This window comes from Legionella resiliens (genome assembly GCF_021344005.1).
Classification (GTDB): domain Bacteria; phylum Pseudomonadota; class Gammaproteobacteria; order Legionellales; family Legionellaceae; genus Legionella; species Legionella resiliens.
Map to the genome: position 1 here is coordinate 766336 of NZ_JAJTND010000004.1, position 12828 is coordinate 779163.

A 12828-nucleotide genomic window follows, 5' to 3' on the forward strand; every position below is an offset into this window, starting at 1 on the left:
AATTATAAAACATTTTGATCTAAGCGACTAGGTATATGAAACGGCTACTGCAGAAGCAGAGCGATAGTGAAAGAGTGATAACAAAAAGCGCCACGTAGTTCGCTATCGGACCACTCGAGAAAATAAATTAATTTTTTTTGAATAGATAAATTCTTTCATAAACCCAATCCATGAGCTATGCACATGCAAGTTGTTATAATATTCTGGAGCTATTTTTCTTAATTGAGAAGTTCTGGACCAGGGGATGCCTGGAAAATCATGATGCTCAACATGATGTCCAAAATTAAAAGTAAGATAATTCAATGGACCATAGTAGGAATACGTTTCCTGTTGTTTATGCGCTACATAATGCTCGGCGATAAAATGAGTTGCCAGGGGATGAATACTCATCCCCACTAAAGTAGATAAAATTAAAAAGCCTAAAAACTTCCAACCAAATAAAAAAATCACTAGAACATCAAACAATAATTGCAGAGTAATATTACTTATCTCCCAGGAAGACATTTTTTGTGGCCATTTAATTATGGGACGAAGGCTGTAAGTAAGAGGTTGAATAAGTAACCAGAGTAGTTTGCCTGGTATGGAATTGAATATTTTTGCTTCAATCAATAAAGGGACATCACCATCTTTTTTCTTATCACCTAGATGTCGATGATGCAAATGATGATATTTTTCAAAACTGATTGCTGCAGGAATTCCTAATGGCAGATTAACTAAGAGTGCAAAATAACGATTAGCCTTTTTTGATTTAAATGCCAAATTATGAGTTATTTCATGAATCGCAGTAAAAAGGGCATGATTTATTGTGGCTCCTATAAAATACAAAATAAATAACCACCAAAATAGTGTTGTTGCTCTGCACCAATAAGCTAATATTAGCTGAAAGGATAATAAAGCCAAACTAATATAAATGGTTTTGGATTCATGACCAAATAAATCTTTAACTACAGGATATTTTAATAATATTTCTTTACGCCGCCGCCTATGAAAATCAGCTTCATTCACAAAAATAAATGAAGAATAACTCTTATTTGTCATGGATTTCCAAGCCCTTATTTATATTAAAATTTTTCCAGATTTTTGTGTATATATAATATAAGCTAGCTAATGTAAGATTCATAGCGATTTAAAATTGCATCTACCGGTCTTGAGGGAAGTAAATGAGCTAATTTGATTAGCATATGCAAAGGCCATGGAAAGACAATGGACGCTTTATTTTTTAGTAATCCTTTTTGTATTATTTTTGCTGCTTTCTCGCTTGACATTAAAAAAGGCTTCAGCCCTGTAAGTCGATCCGACATATCCGTTTTAATATACCCAGGGCAAATCACATTAACATGGATCTGATATCGAATAAGCCAAGCACGTAAGGACTGGCCGTATATATGAAGTGCTGCCTTACTGGCGCAGTAGCTTGGAGACTGGGGTAATCCACGTAAGCCAGCAATGGAACTCATCATGGCTATTTGTCCCTTTTTTCTTTCTATCATTCTGTGGATTAGCGGGGTGACGGTATTCATAGTCCCTTGCAAATTAATAGCAAAAACCTGGTTAATATGCTCTTCCTTTTCTGGTTGCCAATCAGGTTGTAATGTAGATGAGATCCCCGCGTTAGCAATCACTAAATCGATAGGCATTTTATTATCAACATCGATAATAAATTTTTTTAATTGAGCAGCATTTTGGACATCAATACTTTCATAAATTGTATTTGCACCTTGTTCTTGACAACGTTGGGCAACGTTGTTCAGAGCATGGAGATCTCGCGCAACTAAAATCAAATTTATATTGGTTGCAGCATAATGTATTGCTAATTGCTCGCCAATACCACGACTTGCTCCTGTAATTAATATAGTTTGTTTATTCATTCGGCTTATACTCTTTCATATCTTTTCTACGGACTCTATTGCTAGGTAGGTTAGGCATTATTTAATTATTATTTTTTGTTAGGGTTGTAGGTATTAAATATAAAATCCCATAAAGGACTTGTTACTCCAAAGCGTTTCGGGGGGATGTGATGATGATGTATGGCATGATTTCTGCGTAAGTAATAAATTATCCTGTTTTTTGATTTACTATGATGAAGTGTCCAATGTAAGTAATCATATCCTAGATAACTTAACGTGAAACCGAAGGTAAAGCTAAAGAAATTGTTTAATGTAAAAAAACGAGAAAAAATATATAAAAAAAGCAATCCAATGGGAATGCTCATTAGTGGTGGTGCAACCAGTCGCAAAGGGTCATGCGGATCCTTGTGATGAATTCCATGGATGGTATAACTTATTTTTTTTGCCCACTTGGTATTAATTGGCAAATGAAAAAAAAATCGATGCATTGTGTATTCAACAAAGGTCCACAAAAAAATACCCGAAAAAATCAAGATTAGGGATTGCAAGGATACTTGCATATGAAAACTGCAATAAAACAATATGGGGATATAAATAATCGCGGGTATAATTGGGTGGACAACAGAGAAACGTTCTAGAAAGTCCGATTTAAATAATCTTATCCTTTTATAATCTTGCATCTTAAATCCTTATATGCCCTAGAGTCTGATTACATTTCTACTCTCTTAGTCAAACTGTCCTGATATTTTCCGATGCTCACATACTCCATGTTACTGTGCTCGGTACTCGAAAATTAGGTCATTTTAGCGCAAGCTGGCGAAATGTAAACATACCTTGGATTCTGTAACCAATATTTTTCCTTTTGTGGAAAATATCATACTATTCCCTGTTAAACTCCGCCTGATTTGTTTTTGCACAAAACAAATGATTTAAAATTGTTACAAAAGTAAGTAAATCAATAAAAAATAGGAGGGAATTTATATCCCTATAAATGATTAACTAAACAGTTAAAAGCAAGTTAGTGAGATGACGGTCTTGTAATTGTTTGTTATTATCTTCTATATTAACTAATGGCAATTTAGGATGTTGCTGCATTTATTGTTATAAAATCTATCAAGTTTTTATATATGTTTAATTGGATTTAATCATGATAAAAGAAAAATCACGGACCTGGCAAAAGACTTCCATGTTTCTCGGTAAATTTTTTGCAAAATATAGTCCTTTCCCTGCGGGATTTTATACAATAAATTCTTTAATTTTAGCAACGATCGCTGTTTTTTATTCTTATTCCCATTACTATATTACTGCCATTTTACTTTTTCTTTTAGCAGGTATCTTTGATGTCATTGATGGCTCTGTTGCTCGAGCCCGAAATAAAGCGTCCAATTTAGGCGCATTTGTCGATGGAACCATTGATAGGTTTGTGGATTTTGCTATTATTTTTTCCTATTTCTTTTGTGAAATTAAAGCATTTTATTTAAGTTTGGATCAATTAATCTGTATTACATCCTTTGTAGTTATTTTGCCATCATTTATAGTTGCTTATGCCAATCATCGCGGCGCAGTATCCGATGATAATGAAACATTAATTTGGCGTGTTATGAATCGTGGGGAAATGCTTTTTTTCATGATAGGAATCTTGATTACCTCCTTATTTAGTTCTTATTGGGCAGGAGTTTTGCTCCTGCTTTTAATTTTTCTGTCAACATTTACGATAATACAGACAATTTTTTTGACTATTTATCATGCGAGTAAACATAAATCTGCCTGAGTGGTCATAAGTAAAGTACTAGAAATTTGGATTATTATTCACTTAGGTTGAATTTATGTTAACAGTAGCTTTATTGGTTATTATTTATCTCATTATTTCGACTTTTATTTTAGGGATGTCTAACCCTAGAAAAAAAAAGTTACGCCTTACTTTTATTTCCATTAATTGCATCGTTATATTATGGGAAGCGTTTCCATTTTTTATGCCTATTCATTCAAACTCTTTAAAAATCTTATATGATTGGTCTCCTTTATTATTTTTACCCTTGTTGCATAGAGAAACTGAGGTATTAGCATCTGCATTTAATAAGATTTATTATGATGAAAAACTCATACATCTTGAGGAAAAATATTTTGCTTGGGTACTAAATTTTCATCATAACAATCGTGCAAACTCACTATTTCTTTCCGAGTTCCTGCATTTATGTTATTTAACTTTTTTTATACTGATTTATGGGGTGCCTTTATTTTTTTATCTTAGACAAGAATTTGTACCATTCTATGAGTGTCAATTTGTTATCTTATTGTTACTTTTTTCATGTTACCTAACCCATAGCATTATTCCAGCTTATGGGCCTCGTAACATTTTTGAGAAAATTAAAGATCATCGTAGTCGCGGTTTTTTCTTTCGACTTACTCATAAATTATTACAAGATGGCTCGACCCCTGGCACTGCATTCCCGAGTGGCCATACAGGCGTAGCTTCTGCTGTGTTATTAACAACGTGGTATTTACATACCCCATTATTTTACTACATCTTACCTTTTGGAATGGGATTGATAATTAGTACAATTTATGGAAGATTTCATTATGTTATTGATATGATATTTGGTTTTTTGTATGCGTTGATTGCTTTTTTTGTAGCGACATCCTTAATGTCCTATTATTCATAATATAAGATCAATTAGGGGGAAATTTAAATTGTAGTCTGGGCTGCACCCAGGCTACAAAATACCCGTGTATAAATTCAGACACACTGTTCTTCTAAACTCAGTGGGTTGGCTTTGCTATTCGCATCGTGTTCTTTTCTAACTTTATTTTTGAAAAATACATAGTTTCTCAATAAGCTTACAGTTTTATAGAGTTGTTCTTCTGTATGTAAACAATTCATAAATAATCTTACTCTTGCTAAGTTTTTTTCTACTGCAGGGTAAATAATAGGTAAAGCCAAAATGTGATTTTCTTTTAAGTAATGACTCAGTTGAATTGCTGCTGAGTCTTCGCCGACAACAATTGGAATAATTGGTGTGCTATTGCTTAATCCTGTGGGGATGTTTTGCTCTTTTAATAAAGACAATAACAGCGTATGCCTATCACGCAGCATACTTACTCGTTGAGGTTCTTTCTTCATTACTTCAATCGCTGCTAATGCAGCGGCAGTATTTGCAGGTGATATGCCCGCTGAATAAACAAAACCAGCTGCGGTATACCTAAGATTTTCAATTAATTCATGAGAGCCCGCTATGTAACCTCCACAACTTGCAAATGCTTTACTTAGTGTTCCCATCCAAATATCGACATCTTTGGAATCTAAATTATAATGTTCACGAATACCTTTGCCGGTTTCTCCTAATACACCAATCGAATGCGCTTCATCTATCATTAAAAAAGTATTAAATTGCTTTTTAATGGTAATAAGATCGGGAACATCAGCAATATCTCCATCCATGCTAAAAATCCCTTCCGTGACAATTAATACTTTTCTATATTGATCGCGATATTTTTCGAGAAAATCAATGAGGAATTGGTGATTATTATGTGGAAAGGCAATACGTTCAGCTTCAGAAAACACAGCAGCTTGAATAATACTATTATGTGAGAGCTCATCATGAATAATAAGATCATTTTTGCCAAACAAATGTGTAATAACAGTGATGTTGGTTGAATATCCGGAAGGGAATACGAGACAATCTTCTGTACCGATTAAATCAGCGATTGCCTTTTCTAATTCTCCATGAAGTGATTTTTCACCCGAAACCAGGCGACTGGCAGAAACAGAGGTACCCAGTTTTTTTACTGCAGCAATTACCGCCTCAGTAACACTAGGTTCGCCAGATAAGCCTAAGTAATTATAACCCGAATAATTAATATAATGTTTTCCATCGATTATAGTTGTATTGCTGGATATACCTTCATTAACATTGAAATAAATTTTTTTTAAATCACTAATAAAATGATTATCTAACTTTGTATCAGAATGTTGTATCAAACTTCCTAATCCAAACGATACAGGAAAATCCACAAGACTAAATGACTCACCATTGACTGATGATTTATGCATGAATTGTTTATCTACTAAAGAGTGAATCACCTGTGTGTTTTTAATTTGTTTTAAATCTTTAGCAGGAATGTTTTCTGCCAAAAAAGCGATGAGTTGATTTAAAGTATATTGTTCAAATAAAGGCAGTAATTCAATCTGTTTTCCTATTTTAGTTTGTAAATCATTGGATAATTCCACTGCTGCAATAGAATTTATACCTAAAGCAGTAATTGATTTATCATAATCATGTTCGGACAAAACCATGCTGAGGCGACGCATTAACCAATCGGTTAACCATTGTTTAACTTCCTTGACTGATAAGGTTAGAGAAAAGCCATCGGTTGGATTTTGGTCTTCTTTTTTCCAGAATGCGATATTTTTTAAAGTTTTATCGAGGAATGACTTACGGGTAAGCCAACGTTGGATTTTCCCACTTGAAGTTTTAGGAAGGGTATAAGGTTTTATTAAAACGATAGAATAGGGTACTAACCCAAATTGATCCAAAAGAACGGCTCGAATTTCAGAAAATAATAAGTCAAATTCAACACGATTTAGTGCAACACGTTTGACCTCTTGGACCACAATTAACTCTTGTCTTTCATCCACCTCTATAGCAAAAGCAGCTGCTCCTTGAGGTTCAAAGGCCGCCTGATTCTGAGTAATGGCTTGCTCAATATCTTGAGGATAATAATTTTTACCATGAATAATAATTAAATCTTTGATTCGTCCTGTAACGTATAAATTTCCTTGGTGGATGAAGCCAAGATCTCCGGTTCTTAAATAGAATAGATCAGGAGTATTAGGTAACTGGTTTTCAAAAGTGGCTTTAGAGAGGTCCGCTTTATTCCAATACCCTTTTGCTATGCTTGGTCCACTTGCCCATATTTCACCTATACTGCTTTCGGGCAATTCATTTAATGTATGAGGGTCAACAATGCGAATATTATGATCCGAGAGGCAATGGCCACAATTTACTATATTCATAGTAGAATGATTTAATGACTCTGGTGCAATGGAGATCGTTCCTGATTCAAAATTCGATTTAATTAATTTTAATGAAGTATCTGGTGCATTATATTGTTTTGCAGTGAGCATTAATGTAGCTTCAGCTAGACCATAACATGGGTATATTGTTTGTGGCGATAGGCCTGTGATAGCAAATGTATTAATAAATTGCTGAACTGATTCAAATTGAATTGGTTCAGATCCATTGTATATACAACGCAAAGAGCTTAGGTCCAATTGCTTGATTTGAGCTGGGGTAATTTTCTTTACACAGAAATCAAAAGCAAAATTAGGAACACAAGTGAGTGTAATTCGTTCTTGAGAAATAATTTCTAACCAGCGTAGGGGTGAATGTAAAAAGTAAGCTGGCGGCATTAAGATAAGCTCAAATCTTTTATATATTGATGTAAGTACACATCCAATTAAACCCATATCATGATAAGGAGGCAGCCAGGAACACACTTTGTCTCGCTCAGTTTCTTTAGATGGGGTAAAGCTGAGTATCCCCTTAATATTTGCAACCAGATTTAAATGACTGATTAGTACACCCTTGGGTGTGTTTGTCGATCCAGAGGTATACTGCAAAAAAGCAATTTTGTTTTGTTCAACAGGAAACGAGCGGTATTTCTCAACAACTTCTTTGCGCGTGGAATCAATGTCTATAACCGTATATTCCATAAACTCAGCGGCAAGAGTTTGATTTGTAATCACAAATTTCGCTTGTGAATCCTCAAGAATAGAAAAAACACGATTTTTATGCTGATTTCTTCTGGGTGGATATACTGGAACAGCAATGACTCCTGAGTAAAGGCAAGCAAAAAAAGCAACAACGTAATCTAATCCAGGTGGTAACAGGATGACAGCACGCTCATCATAGTAAGATTCATGTTGTTGCAATATATAAGCCAATCGACGAGCTTGTTGATCAAGTTCCTTATAAGTCAATGTTTCATAATTTTTTTGTGTTAAAAATTTAATAGCGATACAATCAGGATATTCTTTTACATGTCCTTGGAGAGCATCAACGATAGAAATAAAATCTTGCATTGAGTTTTATCCATTTTATAAACTGCATACATCTAGTATATTTTTGCTTGGTTGATAAATACTAGTTCCTACTTTCTCATTCGAACACGGTTATAATTCAAATCTACTTAAAAAAGCAGGTTTTAATTTGAGTGACATTCCTTTATAAATCATATAATTCGTTCCTTGATAATGTAGTTACAGCTATGATATGTTGAATGGGAGCTAAAAGTAAATATTTGTTAAAATAGCTGTTTTTGCCAAGTGGAACTATAACGGCGTAAACAAGAACAGCATTACTCCCCCAATTTGCAATTGCATTAGGATCTATATTTTGCATCTTCTATTGCTTCTTGCGCCAAAATTAATGCAAATTGTGCAAAGCGCTCGAGTCATGTCAATTCTTTAGGATGGAAGTACTCATCCATATTAATATTTTTAACCTCTGTACCTTGTAAATCGCATGTCACTGCAGTCTACTTTATTGTATGGGCGAGATACCTGATTCACTATGGCAAAGGAGATTTCCGAAATCTTTATGATTATTTCTCAGCGCTGAAATAGCCCCCTAAGCCAGTGATAACGACATGATTAGGTCATACAGCACTGTGCTCAGTAGCTTGTTGCATTAAAGTATCAATGATCACAATAATGTCATAAACGGTTTTAGCTTCTTTTGCTTTATCTGCAATATCTAGGTTAAACTCTTCTTCTAAAGTAAATACTAAATTAACCATATCCAGGGAGTCGTCACAAATCTCATGCAGGGGTTGAGTTATCTGTATATTTTCAGGTGGAAGAATAAGAACTTTTGCTATAACCTGTAAAACACGTTTTTGTACTTGCTGATTCATAAAAATCCTTATTTAGATAATCAAATTTAAATTGTATTAACGAATCTAAATCGCATAATGCTTTTCAAAAACTTAGATTCTATGTGAACAATTTTAAATTGAAAAACTTAGCAATACTGATTGAAGAGATCTTACAACTTCTGCTTTTTTATGCAAGTAACAGGTTGCATAAAATAAGTAAAGAACGCATACTCAAATCCTGCATTTAAATGGAAGTAATAACGTTTTAAAATGGAGGTTTTATGTCAATTGACGTGGTTTTATGCGAAAAATCGAAACACTTTAATGATTTTTTACACGTCCCCTTTCAACTACATAAATACAATGAGAACTGGGTTCCCCCATTACACCATACTACAAAACGTATCCTAGATAAAAAAAATCCATTTTATAAAGAGGCAGAAATTAATCATTGGGTTGCATACCATAGAAATAAGGCTGTTGGTAGGATATCGGCTATCATTAATAGATTGCATCACAAAATACATGATGAAAAAATTGCTTTTTGGGGCTTTTTTGAATGTGAAAACTCGAATGAAGTAGCGAGTGTTCTTTTTAAGCACGCAGAACGTTGGGTTGTTGGACAGGGCATGCAGGGTATGCGTGGACCAATGAATCCTTCAATAAATTATGAATGCGGGTTACAAATTTCTGCTTTTGATACGAAACCCTATATTATGATGCCTCAAAATCCTGAGTACTATATAAATCTAGTAGAACAAGAAGGATATAAAAAAATAAAGGATCTTCAGGCATGGACTGTGGGTATGGATGAGATTGCATTTGACCCTAAAAAAATACAGATCATAAAAAAAATATGTGATAAATATCATATTACAATCAGAACAATCAATATGAAGGATTTTAAAAATGAAATAAAATTGATCGTTAAAATTTATAATGATGCCTGGGCAAAAAACTGGGGTTACTTACCTTTAGATGTCGAGGAATTTTATTATTTAGCTTCAGAGTTAAAATCTTCAATTTTACCTAATTTAATATTTATTGCTGAGGTAGATGGAGAACCATGTGGATTTTCAGTGGGACTTCCAGATCTGAATCAGTTATTAATTCATGCAAGAAACGGTAAATTATTTCCTTTCAATTTCTTAAAGTTACTTTGGCAATTCAAAGTTAAAAAAATAATTAATCAAGGCCGTGTTCCATTATTGGGTGTACTTCAAAAATATCAGCATCTTCCAATAGGAGGGCTGCTTTATTATGAATACTTCCGAAAAATAAATCAGCTCAACTATCAACAGGGAGAGTTGTCCTGGATATTGGAAGACAATCATGCCATGCAAGCAGGACTTGAGTTAATTAATGCAACACACTATAAAACCTATAGAATTTATGAGAAAAGCTTGGGCAACGTTTCCTGAGTTTGCATTTCCTCAGAACCTATAGTCCTCTCTTGCGGAAGGAATTTAAATCGTATGATGTTATTTTTTCCGAAGATTGGGAAATGAGGAAAAGGAAAAATCTACGCTTTTTAATCGATTGCTTGGAATGGAGAATGAAACAAATATTGCTTGGAATGTCTCGATTGTTATTACATGTCATTTTAGGACGTCGTCCAACAGGAATCGATCGAGTGATAATTTCCTATTTACACTATTATAAAAAAAACGTCCGAGGGGTATTTCAGCTTAAACTTGTTCGTTGGCGATTTAATTTTATTTTGTCGCATTGTGCTACACGTCAGATAATGCACTTGATAGATTCCAAATCAAAGTTTTATCGGGTCAGGATCGCATTATTGTTGATTAAATCGGTTTTGAGGCAACAAAACAAACAAAATTTAGCGGGAAGTTTTTTGTTGAATATTGAGCCTACCCGATTTGATGGTTATCCTCAAATAAGCAAACAAGCAGGAGTTATGAATCTATTTATGGTACATGATTTAATTCCTTTGAAATATCCTGAATATTGTCCCCCCAAAAGACCTAAAAAGTTTTTAGCGATGGTTGCTCATGTAGTAACGTTTGCACATGGTATCCTGACTAATTCGAGATCAACGTTAGAAGAACTGCACGCATTTACCGCATCCAGTCATAAACAATTACCTCCAACTGAGGTTGTATTATTAGGGAGTAATACTTTGTTTGACTCTCCAGCAGTAATGACAAAACAGCTGCTCGCTCAACCTTATTTTGTGATACTGGGAACTATTGAACCGAGAAAAAATCATTTACTGTTGTTCCAAGTGTGGCGTCGTTTGGCGGAACGAATGAAGGAAAAAACGCCTCGATTGGTCATAATAGGCAAAAGAGGTTGGGAGTTGGAAAATATCGTTGACTTTTTAGAACGATGTGAAATTTTACGAGAATTAGTTATCGAACGTTTTGTAGATGATAATGAGTTAGTGAATTATTTAAGTCATGCGCAGGCTTTATTATTTCCAACTTTTGCAGAGGGTTATGGGCTACCCTTAGCGGAAGCTTTATCTTTAAAAGTACCTGTCATTGCCAGTGATTTGCCTGTTTTTAAAGAAATTGCTGCAGATATTCCAGAATATCTTGATCCACTTGATGGGTTATCCTGGTTAGCAATGATTGAAGCCTATACTGACAACAATAGCGCACAACGAGTATCTCAGCTTAAAAGATTATCTCATTATAGCCTTCCCACATGGGCAGATCATTTTACAAAGGTAGATGCTTTTATGGACAGTTTAAGAAGAGAGCCCTTGAATTAGGTTTTAAGAACAAATTATCAAGACATTTTTAATTATTGACTTAATTGTTCATTATAATATTCCAAGGTTTCTTTTGCTAAATTTTTCCAGGAGTAACGCTGTACACTTATTTTAGCCTGTTGAATTAACCTCTGACGCAAAACCGGATCGTCGATAAGCCGTTTTATGGCCTGTCCTAATGCGTTACTGTCTTTGGGTGGAACGAGCAAAGCGTCATGATTATCACGCACAACACTCATATAACCTTCAATCTTTGTAGTAACAATAGGGATGCCCGCTGCCATTGCTTCAATTAGAACAATACCAAAACTTTCATTACCAATTGATGGAGCGCAAAAAATATCTGCGGTTTGATAAAGGGCAACTAACTCTTCATCACTCACTGTCCCTAAATAGAGAATGTCTTGCAGATCAAAATGATTCAATTCATGGGGAACAGACGCTCCTGTCCATCTTGTTCCAGTGACTATCAGCCGTAGTTTAGGGTAATTTACTTTTAAAAGTTGATAAGCTTCCAATAAATATCGCAAACCTTTTCGTTTATATTGTGCATGGCCGACAAATAATAAATTAATATAATCCGAATCATCTAACAGGGGAATAGATGGGACAGATGAAGAAAACTTATCCAAGTTAACTCCATTAGGAATAATTTTATAATCATAAGGAAAATATTGTTCGATATATTTTGTTGCTGGTTGGGAAACAGTGATTCGTCCATGTAGCCGGTTTAACCATGTGTTTAATATAGGACGAAACATCCGATAAAGCAGTTGTCCTTCTTCATAATATGTATGAAAAGTAGCAAATAAGGGCGTTTTTTTGTGGAACAATGCACTGATACACAAGGGCGGTATTAAAGGTTCTTGGATATGGACTATATCAAAGTTCTCGGAGTTTAAAACTTTATATAAAAAGGAGATTGCTTTTGGACTGAGTAAGATATGCGGGGGGATGTATCTTCCTGTTTTCGCTGCCGAAGGAAAAGAAGTAATCTGAATAAAATTGGGTATACGTGAGGTTATGGAGGGTTTCGAAGATGGTCCGATAATATAAACCGAGTTTCCTTGATTTGTTAACTCATTCGCCAGGTCGCAGACATGATTTTTAACACCGCTAGGGGTAGCATAGTCACAAGTTGATACAAACGCTATTCTCATTTTAGTAGATTCATATTTTTATAAAATAGACAAAGCTTACTTATTAAAAGTCAATTTCTGATTTAACGAAACAATCTAAAAACGATCCGGCACTATTAAGGAATATCTCAGATTGAACATACAGTATCATCACAATGAAAGTTTAAAATAGCCTTTTATTCCACTCCTGTCAATGAGATAAATTGCTTATAAGTATCGTGTAAAAAAT

10 protein-coding genes are annotated in these 12828 nt (G+C 34.4%); 4 read left to right on the top strand and 6 right to left on the bottom strand.

Annotated elements, in window-relative coordinates; translation table 11 throughout:
• Positions 1-102: 102 nt before the first annotated feature.
• The 3 genes from LXO92_RS08855 to LXO92_RS08865 all read right to left on the bottom strand — a co-directional run bounded on the left by LXO92_RS08855 (position 103) and on the right by LXO92_RS08865 (position 2527).
• Positions 103-1038 (bottom strand): fatty acid desaturase, encoded by a 936-nt coding sequence (locus tag LXO92_RS08855; RefSeq protein ID WP_182352789.1) that lies wholly within the window; start codon positions 1036-1038, stop codon positions 103-105.
• Positions 1039-1100: 62 nt separating this feature from the next.
• On the bottom strand, positions 1101-1868 hold the full coding sequence (locus tag LXO92_RS08860) for an SDR family NAD(P)-dependent oxidoreductase (protein ID WP_182352329.1): 768 nt from the start codon (positions 1866-1868) through the stop codon (positions 1101-1103).
• Between the two features lie 68 nt (positions 1869-1936).
• On the bottom strand, positions 1937-2527 hold the full coding sequence (locus LXO92_RS08865) for a sterol desaturase family protein (RefSeq protein WP_182352331.1): 591 nt from the start codon (positions 2525-2527) through the stop codon (positions 1937-1939).
• 467 nt (positions 2528-2994) lie between these two features.
• Here LXO92_RS08865 and LXO92_RS08870 point away from each other — a divergent pair, with 467 nt between their 5' ends.
• Together LXO92_RS08870 and LXO92_RS08875 are read left to right on the top strand one after the other, a co-directional pair.
• Entirely contained in the window at positions 2995-3618 is a 624-nt protein-coding gene (locus LXO92_RS08870; RefSeq protein WP_232890804.1) for a CDP-alcohol phosphatidyltransferase family protein, read from the top strand.
• Positions 3619-3673: 55 nt separating this feature from the next.
• Positions 3674-4510 carry a phosphatase PAP2 family protein gene (locus tag LXO92_RS08875; protein ID WP_182352334.1) on the top strand — a complete coding sequence of 279 codons (837 nt, stop codon included), beginning with the start codon at positions 3674-3676 and terminating at the stop codon, positions 4508-4510.
• A 74-nt stretch (positions 4511-4584) separates the two neighbouring features.
• Here LXO92_RS08875 and LXO92_RS08880 read toward each other — a convergent pair whose 3' ends face one another.
• Positions 4585-7929: an aminotransferase class I/II-fold pyridoxal phosphate-dependent enzyme gene (locus LXO92_RS08880; RefSeq protein WP_232890805.1), complete on the bottom strand. Its 3345-nt coding sequence runs from the start codon at positions 7927-7929 to the stop codon at positions 4585-4587.
• Between the two features lie 575 nt (positions 7930-8504).
• Entirely contained in the window at positions 8505-8762 is a 258-nt protein-coding gene (locus LXO92_RS08885; protein WP_182352337.1) for an acyl carrier protein, read from the bottom strand.
• Between the two features lie 242 nt (positions 8763-9004).
• Between LXO92_RS08885 and LXO92_RS08890 the strand changes: the two genes are divergently transcribed.
• Both LXO92_RS08890 and LXO92_RS08895 read left to right on the top strand, forming a co-directional pair.
• Positions 9005-10144, top strand: coding sequence for a GNAT family N-acetyltransferase (locus LXO92_RS08890; RefSeq protein ID WP_182352338.1), 1140 nt, complete (start codon positions 9005-9007; stop codon positions 10142-10144).
• A 134-nt stretch (positions 10145-10278) separates the two neighbouring features.
• The gene (locus LXO92_RS08895) at positions 10279-11460 is read left to right on the top strand and encodes a glycosyltransferase family 4 protein (protein WP_232890806.1); all 1182 of its coding nucleotides are present in this window, start codon (positions 10279-10281) and stop codon (positions 11458-11460) included.
• Positions 11461-11492: 32 nt separating this feature from the next.
• On the opposite strand, the gene LXO92_RS08900 is transcribed toward LXO92_RS08895, so the two are convergent.
• Positions 11493-12620: a glycosyltransferase family 4 protein gene (locus LXO92_RS08900; RefSeq protein ID WP_232890807.1), complete on the bottom strand. Its 1128-nt coding sequence runs from the start codon at positions 12618-12620 to the stop codon at positions 11493-11495.
• Positions 12621-12828 lie beyond the last annotated feature (208 nt).

What these genes read in the sequence shown, in the direction of transcription:
- LXO92_RS08870 (WP_232890804.1), top strand. Translation starts at nt 2,995, where the DNA reads ATGATAAAAGAAAAATCACGGACCTGGCAAAAGACTTCCATGTTTCTC.
- LXO92_RS08895 (WP_232890806.1), top strand. Translation starts at nt 10,279, where the DNA reads ATGAAACAAATATTGCTTGGAATGTCTCGATTGTTATTACATGTCATT.
- LXO92_RS08860 (WP_182352329.1), bottom strand. Translation starts at nt 1,868, where the DNA reads ATGAATAAACAAACTATATTAATTACAGGAGCAAGTCGTGGTATTGGC.
- LXO92_RS08890 (WP_182352338.1), top strand. Translation starts at nt 9,005, where the DNA reads ATGTCAATTGACGTGGTTTTATGCGAAAAATCGAAACACTTTAATGAT.
- LXO92_RS08900 (WP_232890807.1), bottom strand. Translation starts at nt 12,620, where the DNA reads ATGAGAATAGCGTTTGTATCAACTTGTGACTATGCTACCCCTAGCGGT.
- LXO92_RS08855 (WP_182352789.1), bottom strand. Translation starts at nt 1,038, where the DNA reads ATGACAAATAAGAGTTATTCTTCATTTATTTTTGTGAATGAAGCTGAT.
- LXO92_RS08865 (WP_182352331.1), bottom strand. Translation starts at nt 2,527, where the DNA reads ATGCAAGATTATAAAAGGATAAGATTATTTAAATCGGACTTTCTAGAA.
- LXO92_RS08880 (WP_232890805.1), bottom strand. Translation starts at nt 7,929, where the DNA reads ATGCAAGATTTTATTTCTATCGTTGATGCTCTCCAAGGACATGTAAAA.
- LXO92_RS08885 (WP_182352337.1), bottom strand. Translation starts at nt 8,762, where the DNA reads ATGAATCAGCAAGTACAAAAACGTGTTTTACAGGTTATAGCAAAAGTT.
- LXO92_RS08875 (WP_182352334.1), top strand. Translation starts at nt 3,674, where the DNA reads ATGTTAACAGTAGCTTTATTGGTTATTATTTATCTCATTATTTCGACT.